This window comes from Vibrio neptunius (assembly GCF_000967495.1).
GTDB classification, from domain to species: domain Bacteria; phylum Pseudomonadota; class Gammaproteobacteria; order Enterobacterales; family Vibrionaceae; genus Vibrio; species Vibrio neptunius.
Window position 1 is genome coordinate 116,132 of record NZ_JXXU01000023.1, and the last position, 21,125, is coordinate 137,256.

Here is a 21,125-nt window from a genome sequence, read left to right on the forward strand (position 1 = left end):
TTAGCGCTCCCTTTTTAACACCACTAATAACTGCCGGTAGTGCTCTTCGCTCACACTGTCTCGCCAAATAATGTGTTTGCTGCCGCTTTTGGACCAAATAAGGACTCCTAATACGGCTAAACTCAAGACACTTCTTTGGATCTCCATGGACTCATTATCGATTTCGCATGATTTAGCAGAGAAGAAAACCAAACGCCCTTGCATCGGTTCAACAAGCCAGTTGGTTTGACTGTGATATTTAAGGATTAACACCACCGTAAAGATAGTAGGTATCAGAGGTAATTCGGAGGCAATCAAAAAACAGCAGGCCAACATCAGCAAACCGAAGTTGACCTGTTGCGAAACAAATGACGTTGAAGCTAATAGCCTAACGCACTTTACTGAGGTTGTGGGCAACAATCTTGTCTACCATAGAGGCATGACCTAAGTTTTCACTGCGACCATGACCCATAATCCAAGTAAACAAATCGGGGTCATCACACTCAAGCAGAGACACAAAATCCCTCTGTTCATTGTCTTTCAATTCTTCAAAACATTCTTCAAAGAAAGGCATAATGACAACATCTAATTCTAGCATTCCACGACGACACGCCCATTTAATTCGCGCTTTTTCTTCGGTGGTGTACATTCTCATTCCTCACCTGTTCGGTTGTATGCGCCGAGTGTAACAATCAAAGTTGCCCACAACTACTAACTCAGTCACACTCCAGAGGTAGCTCAGGCATTTACTGTAAAAACCCATACATCAGAAAGGTTGTTTCAATTAGTGTTTAAGCGCTAACATAGCACTATTCGATAGCATTCAGGTAAACATCATGGAATGGCAACACGACTTTGCTCCCCTTTCTCTTTCTAGCACTGACTCTCTTCCCGAGCTCGTACTCACCCACCTCACATCGTGGGGAATGATCACCGCACTAGGCGATGATAAAAAGTCTTATCTACAAGGTCAGGTTACCTGCGATGTTGTTCAACTAGCCGAAGATACCGCTACGTTTGGCGCGCATTGTGATGCAAAAGGAAAAGTCTGGAGTGTATTCCGTTTGTTCCACCATCGAGGCGGTTACGCAATGCTACAGCCAAATTCAGCCATTGAGACTGAGCTCGCCGAACTCAAAAAATACGCCATTTTTTCCAAAATAGAATTCACACAAAGTACTGATGTCTTACTCGGATTAATTGGCGAGAAAGCGACCCATATCGTTGAAGATCTTTCACAACAAAGCGGTGATGTTCGAGCAATTGATGGGGGAACCGCGATTAAAATCGATAACCAACGCTGGTTGCTAGCTACAGATGCCACGACTGCGGAACAATTGTGCCAGTCGATAAATGCGACCAAAGCTTATGAAGATATCTGGACTCGACTGGATATTGAAGCCGCTATACCTGCAGTCACACAAGAACAACAAAACGAACATATTCCTCAAGCGATTAACGTACAAGCTCTGGGTGGAATAAGCTTCAGCAAAGGTTGCTACACAGGCCAAGAAACGGTTGCTCGTGCCAAGTACCGCGGTATGAACAAGCGCGCGTTACAAATACTTAAAGGACGCTCCGATTACGAAATAAAAGTCGGAGCTGAAATAGAACGTTCAGTTGGGGACAATTGGCGCAGCGCTGGTCAGTTGATGAGCAGTTACCGCTTCAATGACGGCGTCTCTATCGGCCTCATCGTACTGCCAAACAACCTTGATTCTGATACACAATTTCGTTTGAAAGATGCGCCAGATTCGATCTGGACAATGCAAGCACTGCCATATTCTCTTGAAGATGACGAATAAGTTTGAGACGAAACTGACCCGCTACTTAACCGAGCAGCGGGTATCTTTCCGCATTCTTCCCCATCGTACCCCTGCAACCACGATTAAAGACGCCGCTTATCAGCGAGGAGTGAGACCTGCTCAAATGGTCAAATCTATGCTTTTGCGTGATATGGGCGATTTGTATGCGCTGGCTTGTACGCCAGGTGATCAATCTGTTGATCCCCAAAAAGTGCGAGCGTTGCTCGCTTGCCGCCGAATGACCTGTGTTGATCTCTCCATGGTTGAAGAACTGACCGGCTACCAGATTGGCACGGTAACCCCCCTACTCTTGCCAGTAGAGATGCCAATCATATTTGATCGTCGACTGCTGAATGAAGAGACAGTGACTATAAGCAGCGGTTCAAATATGGCAGGAATAGCATTGCAGCGAGACGAACTCATCCGTCTTTGTAATCCGATACTTGCTGACATCTGTCGTAAATAAGTCATTCAAACTTTCTTGTATCCAATCTCATAATTGCAATATTTACGTGACAGAACCCTCAATAAAAAGCACGAAAAGTTTAAATTCTTATTCACCAAGCAAGCATATATAGTCAAGAGTGGTATTTTGGTTTATGTTTTTTTTTGTTGGTTAAAGTACAGGCAAACCATGATGTACTGCTTGGTGTGTTTGACTGCTGAGTGTTTGCATAGCAATAAACACGCCTCTTCTCCAACGAAAAAGTGAATCCGCTGATTATTGGAGGACATTCACTTTTTGTGTAATGCATCTGTGACTATTCGCCCGCATTTATGCGGGCTTTTTTTAAGCAAAAAATTTACCGTAAGTTGGCATATTATTTAAAAAATAATCTAATCTTATAAATGTCATAAATCTTGGTTTAACGATTGTGTTGAATGAGTAACCAAGATGAGTTCCCACCACAGAACATAAGTGAGGTAATCATCACAATAAAGTGGATATTTATCGGCTGTTTTGCCCACAACAACACAAATATCCAAACAAACTCATTTTACTGCATATTCCTCCACCAAAATCACATAAATAACAGGCGGAAAATCGTATACTTTGCAGTGCTTGCTAAACATAAGGATTACTCTATGAGACTGTTTAAGCGATACACACCAGGTATGATTGCTAAACATGTAAGTCGGCTATTTAAGGGAAGAATTTATATCTACGGTATTGGTAAGTTTGAATTTGACAACGGCAAGCTTGTCTTGCCAGAAAAAGCCGAACGGCGACATTTCCAAACAGTCAAGGAAGTGAATCAGGAAATCATGAGACTGCGCTGTGCATATGCGTAGGTACGAATTTAAAAGGGTTGGCATTTTTTATTTTGCCAACCCTTGTCATTTAAAATGACGACTAAGGCAAAGTCGCTTCATGATATTGCGCTAATGCAGGAAGATTCCCCTTTAAACCAAGGGCGTGTTTCATGATTTCATCTTTCGCTCCTGGCAATTGTCCTACCAAAGCCATGCCAATACCTCGCGCTAGCTTCTTCGCAGGGTTATCACCAGCAAACAAATCTTTAAAGCCTTGCATCGAAGCAATCATTTTTGCCGCTTCGGATTTACGCCAGCGTTCATAACTACGTAGGTTACGCTTGGTGCCGATATCCTCCCCCTTGCGCCACAAAGTCATCACTTCTTGCGCTAGGCTCGCCGCATCAAGTAAACCAAGGTTTACACCCTGACCTGCTAATGGATGAATTGTATGTGCAGCATCCCCCACTAGAGCGACTCGTTCAACAGCAAAATCGCGTGCGTAACGCATTTTGAGCGGGAAAGCAAAACGTTGACCAACGACTTCACATAATCCTAGTCGAGCGTCAAATTCAGCCGTCAGTGACTTATTGAACTCTTCATTGGACATCGCTACTAAACTCTCTGCGCGATTCGGCTCTGTAGACCAAACGATCGAACTCATATTACTTTCTCCCATAGGTAAGAAAGCCAAAGGTCCCTGTGGGGTAAAGATCTGACGTGCTACTTTGGCATGAGTTTCTGCAGTCCAGACATTCGCAACCACAGCGCTATGCCCATAGTCCCAGTGCGTTAACGGAATATCCTGTTGTTTGCGCACCCAAGAGTTGGCACCGTCCGCGCCGACCACCAGTTTAGCCGTCAATGCGTGACCATTGTCCAAAGTGAGCCAAGCTTCACTTTCTCCAACCGCCATAGAGTTGCACTGTGCAGGCATAAACAAACTGACATTCGACTGCTGCTTCACCTGCTCAAGTAGTGATAGCTGAATCACACGATTCTCAACAATGTGTCCGAGATCGGGTTGAGCGAGCTTTTGCGCATCAAATTCAATTCGAGCGAAGCTGTCTTGCTCCCAGACTTCCATCGCCGAGTATGGTGCGGCACGACGCTCTATAATGCCATTCCAAGCCCCTAAATTACGCAATATATTTTCACTTGAACGGCTTAGGGCTGACACGCGAACATCCGGTAAGTCCGCCAATTCGCTCTCAGGTACTCGGCTTTCTATCACCGCAATACGTAAATCGGTCTCTTTAAATGCTGCAGCCAAAGCTAGGCCAACCATGCCACCACCGACAATTGCAATATCAACACTTTGCATCATCTGAATTCAATCCTCATTCAAGCTGCTATCGAGCAACTAAGCCTAAAGTTCTTGCTAATAAAGGCGCTTTCAACACCGGAATGTTGTCCATCGCGGCCAAGCTGAAATTTCGACCAATACGTAGTGTGAGATAATCATTAGAGAAAATATGAACCAGAGACGATGTCAGTGAAATCGTCTCACTACGATCGTTTTCGCGGCGACGTTTAAATTGGCTCAGTACCGAATAATCTCCAGGATCGCCGCTATGATTGGCTATCGACTCGGCCAGTGTCGCTACGTCACGAATTCCAAGGTTAAACCCTTGCCCAGCAATCGGGTGCAATGTTTGTGCTGCATTGCCAACAATGGCAAATCGATGTGATGTGTTCTGCTCTCGATAGCGCAACAATAATGGATATGCAGCACGCTGGCCGACCTTTACCAATTTCCCCAATCGCCAACCAAATGCGTGCTGGAGCTCTTGTAGAAAGGCATCATCATCGAGCGACAGAATACGCTGAGCGTCATCTGACCTTACACACCAAACCAAAGACATGCGATGTTCGCTCATTGGCAACAGAGCTACAGGGCCAGAAGAGGTAAAGCGTTCAAAAGCGCGCCCTAGGTGATGCTCTGCCGCCTTAATGTTAGCAATAACCGCAACTTGCTCGAAATCGTGTTCGTTGAAATCAAGTCCGATTTGCTGGCAACAGGTCGAAATGGCACCGTCCGCCGCCACCAGCAGTTTCCCACTGATGGTTTGACCATCATCCAGCTCAATATGGACGCATTGCTGTCGTCGTTCGATCTGATTAACCGAGGCAGGGCACAGTAAAGTGATATTAGGCTCCTGCGCGACCTTTTCATGATAGAGACGGCCAACATCCGCTAACTCGACCACATATCCCAAAGCTTCCACGCCAACCTCAAGGTTATCAATTTCAGTCATACCTGCATGAGAGCGGTCAGAAACATGAATATGACGGATAGCCGTCGCGAAGGTTGAAATGTCTTTCCACAGCCCGAATTGCTTAAGAATATTGACGGTACCGTAAGACAGAGCGATAGAACGAGAGTCGAAGCCCGGGTGAGCCTGATGGTCGACTTTGTAAGGCTCGACAACCGCTACAGACAGCGGCTGCTGAGAAAGTTTATTGATCGCCAGTGCCAGCGTCATGCCCGCCATTGCGCCACCAGCAATTACAACATCAAACTGCTTCATGGGGAGTCCTGATTAATGGATGATTGGAGCCTTTTGCTCTACCGGCTTTTGGCCAAATTCAGCGTGGATCGTCAACGCACATGCTTTAACATGTTCAATCACCTGCTCTAGCAGCTGAGCTTGCTCTTGCATATCGTCATCTTCATCAATGCCCAGCTTGGCAATCTCTTCTAAATCGGCCAACGCCTCTTTAACATCTGTCGAGGCTTTTTTCAGTTCAGCATTCACAAGGCCTAAACCAGAAATGTAGTGATTCACCCATTCCGCGACACCATCAGCCGTATCAAACAGACTTGCACTGGCATCTTCATCAGGGATCAACATTGAGATATCCATACCTGAACCCGTAAATTCAGCGATGGTTGCGTCCAATGTCGCTTGAGCCAATTGCAATGACTTAGTAGGCCACCCCAGACCATCATTAGTGTAATCAAAAATTAGGGGCTGCCAGCTTTTGTCTGTCAGACTTAAACCGCCGCTCAGCATTCCTGCTAAAAGGCCGTGCAGTTCTGCAGGATTCACTGCCAGACCGGCCGACTGAAGCTCACTAGCCAATATCAGGTATTCTGGAAGATTGCGTTCGCTCATAAAGAGACCTAAGTTTGCTAAATAAGATCAATTCTACCATTTACCAAGACCAGCGAAAACGAGCGATTGCGCAATTGTGGATAGCATTTACACAATTTGTCCAATTACTGTGTTATTACGTCATGATTTGAGCACCTTGATTGGGAAAAGCTTGAATCTTAACAAGCCTTTTTCTATAGTTTCCTCCTCGGTGATTGTCTGCATATCACCCCTACTAACGCATTTAGAGTCAGTATGAGCAATCAAGCAGTTGAAGTCGAAATTTTAGGCAAACTAACCCGGGTGAATTGCCCATCAGGACAAGAAGAGTCTTTGCGTAATGCAGCTCAGCGCCTTGATGAACGCTTACAAGACATGTCTGCTAAAACCAAGATTACCAACGAAGTTCAACTGCTCACCTTTGTCGCTCTGAATGTCTGTCATGAGCTCGAAAGCCGTGATACAGTAGATGAGCAGCAAAAAAATGCGTTAAATGAGCAATTGGAAAAGCTCACGGCATCACTCAGTGATGCACTAAGTAAAGTAAAGCCAGGACAGCAATAGCCTTTACCGCCAAACAAGAATTTACCCTGGAGTGTTCGTGAGGGGATTAAGTCCCTGAGCCGATAAGCAATCCCTAAGGGTTAGTACTTGATAGCTATTGAGCAAGCTCGGCTTGAACCGAGAAGCCTACGGTTATCATTGCTGATCCGCCTTGAACCAGCTGGTTCAAGGGTCAAAATCTCCAACGGCACTCTGGGGTATCCTCCTCGGTACCCAGCAACCATGGGTACTCTTATGACTCTATCCCGACAAGATTTTAGAAAGCTGATCCGCAGCAAGCGCAATCAACTCAGTGATGCAACACAGCAAAAAGCAGGATTCGATTTAATTGCCCAATTTGCACAAATACCGGAAGCCTCTTCAGCTCAGCATATTGCCCTGTATCTGCCTGCTGACGGTGAAATCAATACCACACCACTGATTAACTGGTTAAGAGCGCAAAGAAAAGCGATCTATCTTCCCGTTATCCACCCATTTTCAGTCGGACATTTGTTGTTTCTGCGCTACGACGCTGAAACACCTATGGTACTTAATCGATATAAGATTCAGGAACCTAAGCTGGATCAAACTCAAGTCATTCCCGTCAATCAGCTCGATCTTATCTGTACTCCACTAGTCGCGTTTGATCACCAAGGACATCGTCTCGGCATGGGTGGAGGGTACTACGACCGAACGTTAGAGCCTTGGTTCCATCATCAATCAGGGCCAAAACCCATAGGCCTCGCGCATGACTGCCAGCAGGTCGAACAACTGCCTATTGAATCCTGGGATGTGCCTTTACCCAAAATAGTGACACCAAAGCAGATCTGGGATTGGGAATAGCCTTAGATTGGTTATATAATCGCGCCGCAAACGTTAAATTCAAACCTCATTCAGGAGATGGGCATGACTCAAGATGAAATGAAGAAAGAAGCTGGTTGGGCAGCACTTAAGTATGTTGAAAAAGACAGCATTGTCGGTGTTGGCACAGGCTCTACGGTAAATCACTTCATCGATGCACTCGGTACAATAAAAGACGATATCAAAGGTGCGGTTTCTAGCTCAGAAGCATCAACTGAAAAACTGAAAGGTTTAGGCATTGAAGTCTTCGACTGTAATGAAGTATCGAATTTAGATGTCTACGTTGACGGTGCTGACGAAATCAACGCTGCACGCGACATGATCAAAGGTGGTGGCGCGGCGCTAACACGCGAGAAAATTGTAGCGGCTATTTCAGATAGGTTTGTGTGTATCGTAGATGGTACCAAAGCTGTTGACGTTCTGGGTGAGTTCCCGTTACCTGTAGAGGTCATCCCAATGGCGCGTTCTTACGTTGCTCGTGAAATGGTAAAACTTGGGGGCGACCCTGTGTACCGCGAAGGTGTGATGACAGATAACGGCAACGTTATCCTTGATGTACATGGCATGCAGATCACCAATCCTAAAGAAATGGAAGATAAAATCAATGCAATCGCAGGTGTTGTGACGGTTGGCTTATTTGCCCACCGTGGTGCGGACGTGGTGATCACGGGTACACCTCAAGGGGCAAAAATCGAAGATTAATTCAAGCTAGTTTCGGTTATTTCATTACAAACGGCACCATTAGGTGCCGTTTTTGTCTTTTATCCTATAAAAATTATTCCTTATTCCGTAATTTTCTTACCCAAAGTGTATTTTTTTTGTTAACTTAGTGAGCAGAAGACGCACAAGGAAAACGTTTGCGCGAGTCTTTTTGCTAACAAAACGTTTGCTTTAATGACATTACACTACTTGTGCGCCAGTTAAGCCCCAAATTTCCATTTTAAGGACGAAGACAATGGCCAAAGTTTCACTGGAAAAAGACAAAATTAAGATCCTCCTGCTTGAAGGTCTTCACTCATCTTCGGTAGAAGTATTGCAGGCTGCTGGTTACTCCAATATTGAATATCACAAAGGCTCGTTGCCAGAAGAGGAATTACTAGAAGCTGTAAAGGATGTTCATTTTATCGGTATTCGCTCTCGTACTCACCTGTCTCAGGAAGTGATTAATGCTGCAGAAAAGTTAGTGGCGATTGGCTGCTTCTGTATTGGTACCAACCAAGTCGACCTTAATGCTGCTGCCGTTCGTGGTATTCCAGTGTTTAATGCTCCTTTCTCAAACACCCGCAGTGTGGCGGAGTTGGTGCTCGGTCAAACCTTGCTTTTGCTGCGCGGTATTCCGGAAAAAAACGCTCTGGCACATCGTGGGATCTGGAAAAAGAGCGCCGACAACTCCTATGAAGCACGAGGTAAACGATTAGGAATTATCGGCTATGGCCATATTGGAACACAGCTGGGTATTATCGCTGAAAACTTAGGTATGCGTGTTTACTTCTACGATATTGAGAACAAACTTTCACTTGGTAACGCAACTCAAGTAGATACTATGAGTGAGCTATTGAACAAATGTGATGTTATTTCTTTACACGTTCCAGAAACCGCGGGCACCAAAAACATGATGGGCGCTGAAGAGTTTTCTCGTATGAAACCTGGTTCGATTTTCATTAACGCTGCACGCGGTACTGTAGTTGATATTGAAGCGCTTTGTCATGCAATGGAGTCCGGTCACCTTGCTGGTGCTGCGATTGACGTGTTCCCAACCGAGCCTAAAACCAACATAGACCCGTTTGAATCACCACTGCAAAAATTTGACAATGTTATCCTTACCCCACACGTGGGCGGCTCTACACAGGAAGCTCAGGAGAATATTGGTGTAGAAGTAGCGGGTAAACTGGCGAAATACTCTGACAATGGTTCAACACTTTCAAGTGTTAACTTTCCTGAAGTCTCTTTACCTGAGCATCGTGATTGTTCGCGTCTGTTGCACATTCATAAAAACCGCCCAGGTATCATGACTCAAATTAACACTATCTTCGCAGAAGAAGGCATCAACATCGCGGGTCAGTATCTGCAGACCAGCGCCGATATCGGTTATGTCGTCATTGATGTTGAAACCAGCCGCTCCGAAGAAGCACTCAAGAAACTCAAAGGTATTGAAGGCACACTACGCGCGCGTATCCTTCACTAAGTTAAACCTCGACGCTATCAAAGCCACTGCTATTGCAGTGGCTTTTTGTTAACTCACATTCTCCCCTCAAAAAGTATCGAGTCATAATGTTCCCTTAGGAACAAAAGCAGTTCGTTGATGTGTTTCTGAACTATCACGCAACTGGTCTATTACGGAATCCAAGTCGAACTTTTTCACACTAACTTTCTGTATTTTCGAAAACTTTAATATTTATGCAACATTTATCACAGAAATAACTGTCATTATTCATACAATGCCCAACGCTTTCGAACGAAATTAATTTTGCTCGTTCACTTTCCCTTTACTTACCATCGCACAATAACAATGAGGTCCCTATGTTTGGAATCTTCAAACCTAAGGCGCACATCGACCGCTTATCTTCCGATAAGCTCGACAGCACTTATTCCCGATTACGTTGGCAACTCTTTATCGGTATTTTTGTTGGCTATGCTGGCTATTACTTAGTTCGCAAGAACTTTAGTTTGGCAATGCCCTACCTAATTGAGCAAGGCTTTAGCCGCGGAGATCTTGGCGTTGCTTTAGCAGCAGTTTCGATTGCTTACGGCTTATCAAAATTTTTAATGGGTAGCGTTTCTGACCGCTCAAACCCGCGCTATTTCCTCAGTGGCGGCTTGCTGATGTCGGCGTTGATCATGTTTTGCTTCGGATTCATGCCTTGGGCAACCGGTAGTATCACTGCCATGTTCATCTTGCTTTTCCTAAACGGTTGGTTCCAAGGGATGGGCTGGCCTGCCTGTGGTCGAACTATGGTGCACTGGTGGTCTCGTAAAGAACGTGGGGAAATCGTTTCGGTATGGAATGTCGCTCATAATGTTGGCGGTGGCCTAATTGGTCCTCTGTTTATCCTTGGCCTGTGGGCATTCAATGACGACTGGCGTACCGCTTTTTACGTTCCTGCTTTCTTCGCCACGCTAGTCGCCATCTTTATCTGGATGACAGTTCGCGACACGCCACAATCCTGTGGTTTACCACCTATTGAAGAGTACAAAAACGACTACCCAGACGACTACGATAAATCACATGAAAAGGAAATGACGGCCAAAGAAATTTTCTTTAAGTACGTTTTTTCTAACAAACTACTCTGGTCAATCGCCATTGCGAACGCGTTTGTCTACCTCATTCGCTACGGCGTGCTTGACTGGGCGCCGGTTTACCTCAAAGAAGCAAAAGATTTCACGGTTGATAAATCTTCATGGGCTTACTTCCTTTACGAATGGGCGGGTATTCCTGGCACCTTATTGTGTGGTTGGATTTCCGACAAGCTGTTCAAAGGTCGTCGCGCCCCAGCCGGTATCCTGTTTATGGCCTTAGTGACAGTTGCGGTCTTGGTTTACTGGTTCAACCCAGCTGGTAACCCTGCCGTAGACATGATGGCGCTGGTTGCCATCGGCTTCCTGATATACGGTCCTGTGATGTTGATCGGTTTGTATGCTCTTGAGCTCGCTCCGAAAAAAGCTGCAGGTACGGCTGCAGGTCTAACCGGACTATTTGGCTATCTTGGCGGTGCGGTTGCAGCTAACGCGATTCTGGGTTACACAGTGGATCACTTTGGCTGGGATGGTGGCTTTATCATTCTGTTCGCATCTTGTATCGCATCTATTATTTGTCTAATTTATGCATTTGTTGGCGAACGTGCTCACCATAAACAGAAAGAAGCCGAAAAGGCAGCACTCGCTTAATACTCATCAAAGAGGCAGCACGGCTGCCTTATTTTAATCAAGGAATGAAGAATGAAAACAACGTCAGTTTGCGCTACATTTCTGGCTCTTAGTCTATCTGCTGGAGCTTTGGCTAAGCCTCTAGTCATCGCTCACCGCGGCGCATCAGGTTATCTGCCAGAGCATACTCTAGAAGCTAAAGCTTTGGCTTACGCAATGAAACCGGATTACATCGAACAAGATGTTGTCATGACTAAGGACGATCAACTGGTTGTCCTCCATGATCATTACTTAGATCGAGTCACCGATGTAGCAGAACGCTACCCTGATCGTGCTCGTGCTGATGGCCGCTATTATGCAATTGACTTTACGCTCGCAGAAATCAAAACCCTAAAAGTGACAGAAGGGTTCAATATTGATGACAATGGTAATAAAGTTGCGGGTTATCCGACCCGTTTTCCAATGTGGAAATCCGACTTCAGCGTCCCTACTCTCGCTGAAGAAATTGAGCTCATTCAAGGGCTCAACAAAACGCTTGGTTACGATATTGGTATTTACCCTGAAATCAAAGCTCCATGGTTCCACCGTCATGAAGGAAAAGACATCTCTTCTGCGGTACTCAAAACATTAAAACAGTACGGCTATGACAGTCAGGATGACAAAGTCTACCTACAATGCTTTGACGCTAATGAGCTCAAACGCATCAACAATGAACTCATGCCTAGTATGGACATGGATCTCAAATTAGTGCAGCTGATGGCTTACACTGACTGGAACGAAACCATGGTCTACAAAGGCGACACGGCAACCCCGTATAGCTATGATTGGATGTTCGAATCAGGCGCAATGAAGGAAGTTGCCAAGTACGCCGAAGGCATTGGCCCTTGGAAACCAATGTTGGTCGATGATAAATCAACCAAAGACAACATTATTATCAAACCCTTGATGAAAGAGGCAAAAGCAGCAGGCCTAGATGTTCACCCATACACTTTCCGAGCCGATCCAGGGCGTATTCCGAGTTATACTGATAGCTTCGAGGGAATGATAGATATCTTCTACAATCAGGTCAAAGTAGATGGTCTGTTTACCGATTTCCCAGACAAAGCAGTTAACTTTCTCAACAAATAGCCCTTAAACAAAAAAGCCTTAGTCCATGACTAAGGCTTTTCTTTCTCAAGTTAAGGCTTCAGTGAACGCTCACCGCGTGCAATCCCTACCACACCACTTCGCGCAACCTCAATGACATCAGTCACTTCTGAAATCGCTTGAATGAACGCATCCAGCTTTTCACTGGTACCCGCTAGTTGAACCGTGTATTGAGAAGCGGTGACATCAACAATCTGACCACGGAAGATGTCCGCTGTGCGCTTGACTTCTGCGCGAGCAAAGCCACTGGCTTTCACTTTAACCATCATCAGCTCACGCTCAATATGATCAAGTTCGGTAACTTCCTGAACTTTCAATACATCAATCAGCTTATTGAGCTGTTTCTGGATCTGTTCAAGCTGCATGTCATCCGAGATCGTAGTGATGTTCATGCGCGACAGCGTCTCATCATCTGTCGGTGACACCGTTAAAGACTCAATGTTGTAACCACGTTGTGAGAACAGACCTACCACTCGAGATAATGCACCCGGTTGGTTTTCCATTAGCAGTGAAATAATGTGTCTCATATTACGTTCTCTCCGTTTTGCTTAGCCACATCTTGTCCATACCTTCGCCTTTAATTTGCATTGGGTATACATGCTCAGTTTCATCAACATTGATATCCACAAACACTAAGCGATCTTTCATTTCCAATGCTTGTTTTAAACCAGACTCAAGTTGGTCTGGCGTTTCAATGCGAATTCCCGCATGTCCGTATGCTTCTGCAATCGCAACAAAGTCCGGAACGGAGCTCATATATGAGTTAGAATGTCTTCCTTGGTAAACAATGTCTTGCCACTGTTTCACCATGCCTAGGAAACGGTTGTTTAGGTTAATAATCTTAACTGGGATATCGTATTGCAACGCCGTCGACAGTTCCTGAATGTTCATCTGGATACTGCCATCACCAGTCACCACTACGACCTCTTCATCAGGCTTAGCAAATTTAACCCCTAGACCAGCTGGCAAACCGAAGCCCATCGTGCCTAGACCACCAGAATTAATCCAGCGACGTGGTTTATTAAACGGATAGTAGAGCGCTGCGAACATTTGGTGTTGACCCACATCAGAAGCAACGTACGCATCGCCATTTGTCAGCTTGTGCAGAACTTCAATAACCTGTTGAGGTTTAATACGCTCAGGCGTGGATTCATAAGACAAACATTCACGATCACGCCAAGTCTGGATATCATCCCACCAGCTTTGTAGTGCTTCACCATCGTTGGTGGTGCCTTGCTCCTCCAAGAGTGACACCATACTCGCCAGCACTTTCTCTGCTGAGCCAACAATAGGCAAATCTGCTTTGACGTTTTTCGAGATAGACGACGGATCGATATCAATATGCATCACTTTGGCATTCGGACAATATTTTTCTAGGTTGTTGGTGGTTCGATCATCAAATCGCACACCGATACCAAAAATTAAGTCTGCGTTGTGCATGGCCATATTGGCCTCATACACACCGTGCATCCCCAACATACCAAGCGAGTTTTTATGCGTACCTGGGAAGGCGCCTAACCCCATTAAAGTGCTGACAACAGGTAGGTTTAACGCCTCTGATAACTTCAGAAGCTGCTCATCAGCTTCTGAAATCACAGCGCCGCCACCGACGTAAAGAACCGGCTTTTTCGCCTCTAGTAATGCCTTCAAAGCCTTTTTGATCTGACCTTTATGGCCCGTTGTGGTTGGCTTGTATGAACGCATTACGATGCTGGTAGGATATTCGTATGGCAATTTGACCTGCGGATTCATCACGTCTTTCGGCAGATCAATAACAACCGGGCCAGGACGCCCTGTCGTCGAAATATAGAAAGCTTTCTTCATGATTTCAGGAATATCTTCCGCTTTCTTAACCAAGAAGCTGTGCTTAACAATAGGGCGCGAAACACCGACAATGTCACATTCTTGGAAAGCATCATTACCAATCAGGTTATTAGGTACGTTACCTGAAATCACGATCATTGGAATCGAGTCCATGTACGCGGTTGCAATACCTGTCACAGTATTGGTCGCGCCGGGACCAGAGCACACCAGAACAACGCCTGGCTTGCCAGTGGCACGGGTATAGCCATCTGCCATATGGGTAGCCGCTTGTTCATGACGAACTAAGACGTGCTTAATTTGATCTGTCTTAGCATGAAGCGCATCGTAGATATCCAAAACGGAACCGCCAGGGTACCCAAAAATTTGTTCTACGCCTTCTTCGATCAGAGATTGAACAACCATCTCCGCACCGGACAACATTGCTGTCATATTATTCTCCTCACCAGTATACCAATTAATAAGGTCAACTAATTGGGCTGGTTTTACATAGTCTAGGGCTTATTCGTAGCCTAAATCGAAATACTTTCACTTTTTCGGCTATGCCTTGCTCTGTCGTAACAGAAAACAAGTTCACGCAACAAATGTAACGTTTTCTTATCAAAGGGTCTAATGAGACATAATTCTCATTTTAAGCAATATGCTATTTATCAAACTAATATAAGGAAAGAACACCAGATGAAACAAAAAAAACAGAAAATGAGATAAAAAAAAACAAAAAATTCAGAGTAAAATATTAGCCAATGTCAGATAGGAGCGAAGCTTTACCCTCATCAGGTCATCTGTTTAGGTATAAAAAATCCCTCAACAGTCAAAGGCAACCGATTGAGGGAGTTTTAAACAATTCAAAATTTAACTTGTTAGAGATTTACTTTTTCATTGCCGTATCACTGTACATTTCTTCGATTTCGTCCTGATATTTGTCGTTAATCACCTTGCGACGCAATTTCTGTGTTGGTGTTAGTTCACCATCATCCATTGAGAAAGCCTTTGGTAACAATTTGAACTTCTTAACCTGCTCAAACTTCGCCAGCTCTTGCTGTAGGTCGTTGACTCGTTGTTCGAGCATTTCCACCACTTGGTGATGCTTAATCAGTTCAACACGATCATGGTATTTTATGTTCAGTTCTTTCGCGTACTCTTCCAAACTGTCGTAGCACGGTACAATAAGCGCAGAAACAAACTTACGCGTATCGGCAATCACTGCAATCTGCTCAATAAAATGATCTTTGCCAATTGCTCCTTCGATCATCTGCGGCGCAATGTACTTACCACCTGATGTTTTCATAAGCTCTTTAATGCGTTCGGTAATGAACAAGTTGCCATTTTCGTCGATATGGCCCGCATCTCCGGTTTTGAGGAAACCATGCTCATCAAACGTTTTTGCCGTCTCTTCTGGCATCTTGTAGTAACCACGCATTACCATAGGTCCGCGGACTAGGATCTCATTGTTTTGGCCGATTTTTACTTGAGCGCCAGGCATTGCCATACCAATTGAGTCTGGATCGAAACATTTGTCATCCCAACACGATACCGTCGCAGTGGTTTCTGTCATACCATAACCGAGCTTAACATTGATACCGATAGCATGGAAAAAGCGGCCTATAGTTTCGTCTAGCTTGGCGCCACCACAAGGCATAAAGTTGATGTTCCCACCAAGAAGAGCACGTAATTTAGACAACACCAACCTGTTCGCTAAATCATGAGATTTCTGTAATACAATAGAAGGCTTACGTCGCTCTTGATGACAAACCGCCATCTTAGCCCCCATGTTAACCGCCCAAGTAAACAAGACTTTGCGAATGAATGGGGCTTTAGCGACTTTTTCATGGATGGCAGAGAAGATCTTTTCGTAAAAGCGCGGAACCGCACACATCACTGTCGGGCGCACCTCACTCAAGGCATCACGTGCTTGCATGGTATCTTGTAGATAACAGTTGGTAGCACCTTTATACAGAACGTAGAAAGTCCATGCTCGTTCAAAAACATGAGAAAGAGGTAAAAAGCAGAGAGAAACGTCAGTTTGCGATAAGCTTAAACGCTGATCATGACCTTCAAGTTGAGCACCGATATTGGCGTAATCGAGCATCACACCTTTCGGTTGACCTGTGGTACCTGAGGTATAGATCAAAGTGAGAAGATCATCTAAATTCGCTTGCTCTAAGCGAGTATCGAGTTCTTGCTGTTGGGCTTTATCTACATTGGCAATGAGTCGCTGCCAACGGATGGCAAATCCGTGCTCCCCCACATCAATATCATCAGACATAGCAACAATAAGTTCTAGTTGTTCACATTGATTAAAAATAGAAACGGCAGCATCAAATTGAGCCTGTTCACCAACAAACAGAACTCTCACATCTGCATCTTGTAAGATATACGCAGATTGAGCCGCTGTGTTCGTTGGGTAAATGGGTACAGTAACCGCGCGAATTTGAAGAGCAGCAAAGTCCGCCACTGTCCACTGCGGCATGTTGTTAGAGAAGATACCGATCTTATCTTGAATTCGGATCCCATGAGCCAACAAAGCAAGTGACAAAGCATCCACTTGCTGACCAAATTGCTTCCAGCTAATGCCATTCCACATATCACCCACTTTGTGTTTTAGAGCAATATGGTCACCGCTTTTGGCAATCTGTTCACGAATTCTTTTTACAATATGAAAATCTAAGTTGGCCATCTTTTCTACCTTTAGCTTACACCTGTAAGCTTTTTAGAGCGCACAAGTGTACATTTAAGGCCATAAAAGGCAACTGACGGGTATCAAACTTATCCATTAAATCGTAAAAAACCTTGAATGGCGAATAGCCACTCAAGGTTTCATTCTTGCCATAAATAACTGTAAATTAGTCTAGGGCAACTACTTCACCGCAGATCATCATTAGCTGATCACGTAACCAAATATGACCTTTGTCTTTTTCGCTTGATTCATGCCAGCTTAGGAAGCCACTGATCTTGCCATTTTCAAATGGGAAATCCAGTACTTGCAACTGTTCTTTGTTCGCTGCATTTTCTACCATCCAACGTGGTGCGATAGTCACAAGCTCAGATTGTCCAACCACGTAAAGCACGTTGCTCAAGCTTGTTCCTTCGTAATACGCCTGCACGTCTAGATCACGGTATGCTTGCTCAGAGAAACTGCGCTGACCATGAACACGAGATAGTTTCGCATGACGCTCACCTTTAAGAAGCTCAGCAGTTACGGCACCCTGAATACGTGGGTGAGATTTAGAAGCAACAACAACAAGCTCGTCTTGGAAGATTTCTGTACTTGAGAAGCCTTGTTCGTCGAAACGTGCGTAATCAATCACGAAGTCGATTTCTTGATAGCGCATTCTCTCCGCTAATTGGCGGTCAAATTCAGCATCAAGATGAAGCTGGACATTTGGAGCCTGATCGTGAATTGTCGACATAATTCTAGGCGCAAAACGCATATCACAAGGACTACAGATCGCCAGTTTAAACAAACGCGTTGATGTTTCAGGCGAGAAAATTGAGCTTGGTAGCTCATTACGGATAAGTTGCAGTGCTTGGCGAACTGGACCAAACAACAGGCGCGCACGCTGAGTTGGTTGAATACCACGCCCCTGACGCATAAATAGCTCGTCATTGAACATAACTTTCAAGCGTGCAACCGCATTACTTACTGCTGGTTGAGACATGCCCAAGTTATGAGCGGCACGGGTAATATTTTGTTCTTGCATTACTGCATCAAAAACAGTGAGAAGGTTTAGATCTACTCCACGTAGAGTACTTTCCATTCGGTAGCTAGCAATCGCACTCATAGATTCTTTCTTATCAATCATCAGGGCAAGCCTCTTGTATTCGTCAATGTAAATGGTTCTTAAAATGAATATTGGTTGGGAATAGATAACCCAGATAGTGTTATATTTATCCGTCAGATATTTCCCGGCGGATTTCTACTATCAGCGAATCAATCAATGATTAGCAACAAGATTGATAATTAATCAGTATTTTTTACTTAAGCTATAAAATTAATATTATTAATCATTAAGTTATGTCATATATAAAAAATTATAAATCGCACATACTGTAAAGGATCAGCTAATCAATTAGGTTTAAGCATGGAGTTAAGATCGTGATGAGATGTATTGGTAGAAAAAATAATTTATGGGGCCGATACAAACACAGCATCAATAATTTGATGCTGTGTACCCGAGAAAAGTGGCAATAAGCTAAATATTGGTGACGTAACTTGGAAAGTCTACTTTATCCCACAAGGTTTGAGTTAACTCAGACTTGTTATCCCAGTCACCTTTTATCAGCCAGTCAGCAATCGCTCCAGCTACATCGGGATAAGTGACGCTTTCCGCTTGATCATCATCTAGCCAATGACGTACAACAGAAGCATCAAGCATGTCCATACAACTGGCTAGGCCTAGAACTTCTAAGGTTGCCACATTACTCATCTGCTCAAACTGCCCACTCAGGGGCTTGAGCAATAATTTTTTCCCTAGAGTCAGAGCTTCCGATGGGAGTTCAAAGCCACCATTGGCAATAACACCGTTACAGCGATTAAGGTGATATTGAAATTTCTGAAAACTCAATGGCAAATAGCATACATTGTCGACAATTTGCTCCTGCCTTATTTCCGGATGAAAGCAGACAAATCGCTGTTGTGAGAATCGCAGCAATAGCTCCGCGATATCATCTATGCTCTCAAATGGCAAATATACGAGCACAAAGTCTTCACCTTCGACTTGTTCATTATGGGTATGAACAATAGGAGGAAGAATGGGTTGATCGAAGTGGTACCAATGCAAACCGATATGGTGCAAAGCAGGAGCAAAGTACTTAATGATTTTTTTGTCTAGCCAACTCGCTCCTTTGAGAGGCACAGAGTATCGGAATGCATTCTGATGGCTGATACTGATGGAAACCTTGCCTTGGATTTTCGATGCCCATGCTGAAACGGGCTCAAAATCATTCAAAACGATATCAAAATTACTTAAATCAAGCTGCCTCACCTCTTTACAGAAAGTGAGTAAGTTATTACGCAGGCATGTTTTATGGTAATTAACCTGGCCACTCTCAGTCACAAATGTCAAACCACGTCGTGTGTGATAATCACCAAACGCTTCCATTGAAAAGTATTTATCGACTGCACGACCAGAAAAAAGAAACTCAACGTCAATACCCCGACGTTTGAGTGCGTAACTCATTGCTCTAGCTCGAGCGATATGACCATTTCCTGTACCTTGAACCCCATACAGAACTCTCATACTTTACACTCCCATGATCACAGATAGTCCAATTTGGGCGCAACCAATACCCAATAGTGCACCGAGTACCACATCTGTTAGAAAGTGGACACCCAGTAAAATACGAGAAGCTGCAATCAAAGCCGCCCACAAAAAGACAAACATTTCTAGGTCGATGTAAAAGTGACTGATCAGCGTAGCCATTAAAAAAGCGGCGGCTGTATGCCCTGAAGGCAAGCTGTAACGATCTGAAGGTGTAATGAAGGACGTCACCAGCTCAGACAGCTCTTCTGGTCGACGACGTTTAAAGAGGTTTTTAGCTGTCCAGTAGATAGGTAGCTCCACGGCGAAGGCAAGCAAACCGGCCAGTAAAAAGAGCCTACCGATTTCGCCACCAAACCACCAAGCGACAAGGCCTATCAAAGCATACAAATGCCCATCCCCCGTGTGAGAGACGGCTTTGCTCCATCGAGAGAGTGGATATGAGAATTTATGTTGTAGACAAAACAGTGAGAATGCCAAATCAAACTTGGCGATTGGTTCGATTGAACGCATTACCGACTCCTTGCAACGACGGTTCTACGTTCAAATTAAGAGAAGTAAGTGACAAATCAGTGAAGCTTTCAGGTTGATTCAGTTACATCGTCAACATCAACGCCAGCTTGGCACACGCAATGCCCAAACCCGCCCCTATCACGATATCAGTGAAGAAGTGCACGCCCAGAAAAATACGTGAGGTGCTCACTGCTGCCGCCCAGCCGTACGCTGCAATCGCATATTGAGGGTAAAAGCTCGCAATTAATGTAGCCATCAAAAATCCAGCCGCAGTATGACCGGATGGCAAGCTATACTGATCCGCAGGTTGGATAAATGAGGTGAGTGATTCGGAACGTTCATAGGGACAACGGCGCCGAAAACCATTCTTCAAAACCCAGTAAATGGGTAATTCGATGATAAATGCCAGAATGCCGACTTTAAGAAAAGCGGCACCTGTGGTCGTATCCAGCGCCCAAGCGATCAAGCCAATCAGCAAATACAGATGCCCATCATCCAGTATGAGAAATCAGGCGACTCAGCTTAGCCAGCGGCAGATTAAAGGATGACCTAAGCAAAATGAGGACAATGCCAAGTCAAATTTGATGATGGGTTCAACGGCACGCACGGTACTTTTCTCCTGTGGTCACATGCGAAGTCACATCATAGGTATAGTGAGATGAACCAGAGATTAATCATCTCGTTCTTCCTGCCATTCACTGCTCGAATAGCAGGACAATATCTGCTGTATATCTAATATGGTTTATCGCCATAAATTAGTTCATTTGACTATTGATGAATAAAAAAACAACTTTAGGGTTGACGTACTCAGTGGAGTGCGGTACTAATTTATTAACTTAATTTTGTGGTTTATTTAACGCCCTAATAGGAACCGTTAACAATGATGAAGCGTTTTTCTATCCTGCTGAGCCTCCTCCTTATCGTGACACGATCGCGCGGGTAGGCTGTGGAAGAAAAATAACCACAACGAGATATCAGAA

At 44.6% G+C, this 21,125-nt stretch carries 20 protein-coding genes, 1 other RNA gene and 1 pseudogene; 10 read left to right on the forward strand and 12 right to left on the reverse strand.

From position 1 onward, the window contains the following. Together TW84_RS25320 and TW84_RS09430 are read right to left on the reverse strand one after the other, a co-directional pair. Entirely contained in the window at positions 1-399 is a 399-nt protein-coding gene (locus TW84_RS25320; RefSeq protein ID WP_420806540.1) for a protein YgfX, read from the reverse strand. Further along, a complete protein-coding gene (locus TW84_RS09430; RefSeq protein WP_006957800.1) occupies positions 368-628 on the reverse strand; it encodes an FAD assembly factor SdhE in 261 nt (86 codons plus the stop codon). The genes TW84_RS25320 and TW84_RS09430 overlap by 32 nt, the downstream gene beginning before the upstream one ends. A 187-nt stretch (positions 629-815) precedes the next feature. Here TW84_RS09430 and ygfZ point away from each other — a divergent pair, with 187 nt between their 5' ends. The 3 genes from ygfZ to TW84_RS09445 all read left to right on the forward strand — a co-directional run bounded on the left by ygfZ (position 816) and on the right by TW84_RS09445 (position 3,077). Then, a complete protein-coding gene (ygfZ, locus tag TW84_RS09435) occupies positions 816-1,784 on the forward strand; it encodes a tRNA-modifying protein YgfZ (protein ID WP_045975408.1) in 969 nt (322 codons plus the stop codon). Further along, positions 1,774-2,250 (forward strand): aminoacyl-tRNA deacylase, encoded by a 477-nt coding sequence (locus tag TW84_RS09440; protein ID WP_045975409.1) that lies wholly within the window; start codon positions 1,774-1,776, stop codon positions 2,248-2,250. The genes ygfZ and TW84_RS09440 overlap by 11 nt, the downstream gene beginning before the upstream one ends. Positions 2,251-2,870: 620 nt before the next feature. Continuing rightward, positions 2,871-3,077 carry a DUF1107 domain-containing protein gene (locus tag TW84_RS09445; protein WP_006957803.1) on the forward strand — a complete coding sequence of 69 codons (207 nt, stop codon included), beginning with the start codon at positions 2,871-2,873 and terminating at the stop codon, positions 3,075-3,077. A gap of 61 nt (positions 3,078-3,138) precedes the next feature. Here TW84_RS09445 and TW84_RS09450 read toward each other — a convergent pair whose 3' ends face one another. From TW84_RS09450 to TW84_RS09460, 3 genes are read right to left on the reverse strand one after another with little or no spacing between them, the layout of a single operon-like run. Beyond that, complete coding sequence (locus tag TW84_RS09450) at positions 3,139-4,365, reverse strand: FAD-dependent 2-octaprenylphenol hydroxylase (protein ID WP_045975410.1); 1,227 nt, start codon at positions 4,363-4,365, stop codon at positions 3,139-3,141. Between the two features lie 25 nt (positions 4,366-4,390). After that, complete coding sequence (gene ubiH, locus TW84_RS09455) at positions 4,391-5,569, reverse strand: 2-octaprenyl-6-methoxyphenyl hydroxylase (protein ID WP_045975411.1); 1,179 nt, start codon at positions 5,567-5,569, stop codon at positions 4,391-4,393. A gap of 12 nt (positions 5,570-5,581) precedes the next feature. Continuing rightward, a complete protein-coding gene (locus TW84_RS09460) occupies positions 5,582-6,157 on the reverse strand; it encodes a YecA/YgfB family protein (RefSeq protein ID WP_045975412.1) in 576 nt (191 codons plus the stop codon). 234 nt (positions 6,158-6,391) lie between these two features. Between TW84_RS09460 and TW84_RS09465 the strand changes: the two genes are divergently transcribed. The 7 genes from TW84_RS09465 (at position 6,392) to glpQ (ending at position 12,532) form a co-directional block, all read left to right on the forward strand. After that, positions 6,392-6,700 carry a cell division protein ZapA gene (locus tag TW84_RS09465; RefSeq protein WP_045975413.1) on the forward strand — a complete coding sequence of 103 codons (309 nt, stop codon included), beginning with the start codon at positions 6,392-6,394 and terminating at the stop codon, positions 6,698-6,700. Positions 6,701-6,720: 20 nt separating this feature from the next. Continuing rightward, positions 6,721-6,903: non-coding RNA, 6S RNA (ssrS, locus tag TW84_RS23845), on the forward strand. A gap of 31 nt (positions 6,904-6,934) precedes the next feature. Then, positions 6,935-7,522, forward strand: a complete 588-nt coding sequence (locus TW84_RS09470) for a 5-formyltetrahydrofolate cyclo-ligase (RefSeq protein WP_045975414.1) — start codon at positions 6,935-6,937, stop codon at positions 7,520-7,522. A 63-nt stretch (positions 7,523-7,585) separates the two neighbouring features. After that, complete coding sequence (gene rpiA / locus TW84_RS09475) at positions 7,586-8,242, forward strand: ribose-5-phosphate isomerase RpiA (RefSeq protein ID WP_045975415.1); 657 nt, start codon at positions 7,586-7,588, stop codon at positions 8,240-8,242. A gap of 253 nt (positions 8,243-8,495) precedes the next feature. Then, positions 8,496-9,725 (forward strand): phosphoglycerate dehydrogenase, encoded by a 1,230-nt coding sequence (gene serA, locus TW84_RS09480; RefSeq protein WP_045975416.1) that lies wholly within the window; start codon positions 8,496-8,498, stop codon positions 9,723-9,725. A 335-nt stretch (positions 9,726-10,060) separates the two neighbouring features. Continuing rightward, entirely contained in the window at positions 10,061-11,425 is a 1,365-nt protein-coding gene (gene glpT, locus TW84_RS09485) for a glycerol-3-phosphate transporter (RefSeq protein ID WP_045975417.1), read from the forward strand. A gap of 51 nt (positions 11,426-11,476) precedes the next feature. After that, positions 11,477-12,532 (forward strand): glycerophosphodiester phosphodiesterase, encoded by a 1,056-nt coding sequence (gene glpQ, locus TW84_RS09490; RefSeq protein ID WP_045975418.1) that lies wholly within the window; start codon positions 11,477-11,479, stop codon positions 12,530-12,532. 50 nt (positions 12,533-12,582) lie between these two features. Here glpQ and ilvN read toward each other — a convergent pair whose 3' ends face one another. The 7 genes and pseudogenes from ilvN to TW84_RS09525 form a co-directional block, all read right to left on the reverse strand. Continuing rightward, on the reverse strand, positions 12,583-13,077 hold the full coding sequence (ilvN, locus tag TW84_RS09495) for an acetolactate synthase small subunit (RefSeq protein ID WP_045975419.1): 495 nt from the start codon (positions 13,075-13,077) through the stop codon (positions 12,583-12,585). 1 nt (position 13,078) lies between these two features. Continuing rightward, on the reverse strand, positions 13,079-14,803 hold the full coding sequence (locus TW84_RS09500; RefSeq protein ID WP_045975420.1) for an acetolactate synthase 3 large subunit: 1,725 nt from the start codon (positions 14,801-14,803) through the stop codon (positions 13,079-13,081). Positions 14,804-15,239: 436 nt separating this feature from the next. Then, positions 15,240-17,048: an AMP-dependent synthetase/ligase gene (locus tag TW84_RS09505; RefSeq protein ID WP_045975421.1), complete on the reverse strand. Its 1,809-nt coding sequence runs from the start codon at positions 17,046-17,048 to the stop codon at positions 15,240-15,242. 166 nt (positions 17,049-17,214) lie between these two features. Further along, a complete protein-coding gene (gene leuO, locus TW84_RS09510) occupies positions 17,215-18,174 on the reverse strand; it encodes a transcriptional regulator LeuO (protein WP_045975422.1) in 960 nt (319 codons plus the stop codon). 390 nt (positions 18,175-18,564) lie between these two features. Beyond that, entirely contained in the window at positions 18,565-19,611 is a 1,047-nt protein-coding gene (locus TW84_RS09515) for an MJ1255/VC2487 family glycosyltransferase (RefSeq protein WP_045975423.1), read from the reverse strand. A gap of 3 nt (positions 19,612-19,614) precedes the next feature. Then, positions 19,615-20,145, reverse strand: coding sequence for a phosphatase PAP2 family protein (locus TW84_RS09520; RefSeq protein ID WP_045975424.1), 531 nt, complete (start codon positions 20,143-20,145; stop codon positions 19,615-19,617). Positions 20,146-20,227: 82 nt separating this feature from the next. After that, positions 20,228-20,752 (reverse strand): annotated as a pseudogene (locus TW84_RS09525) (phosphatase PAP2 family protein). Between the last annotated feature and the right edge of the window lie 373 nt (positions 20,753-21,125).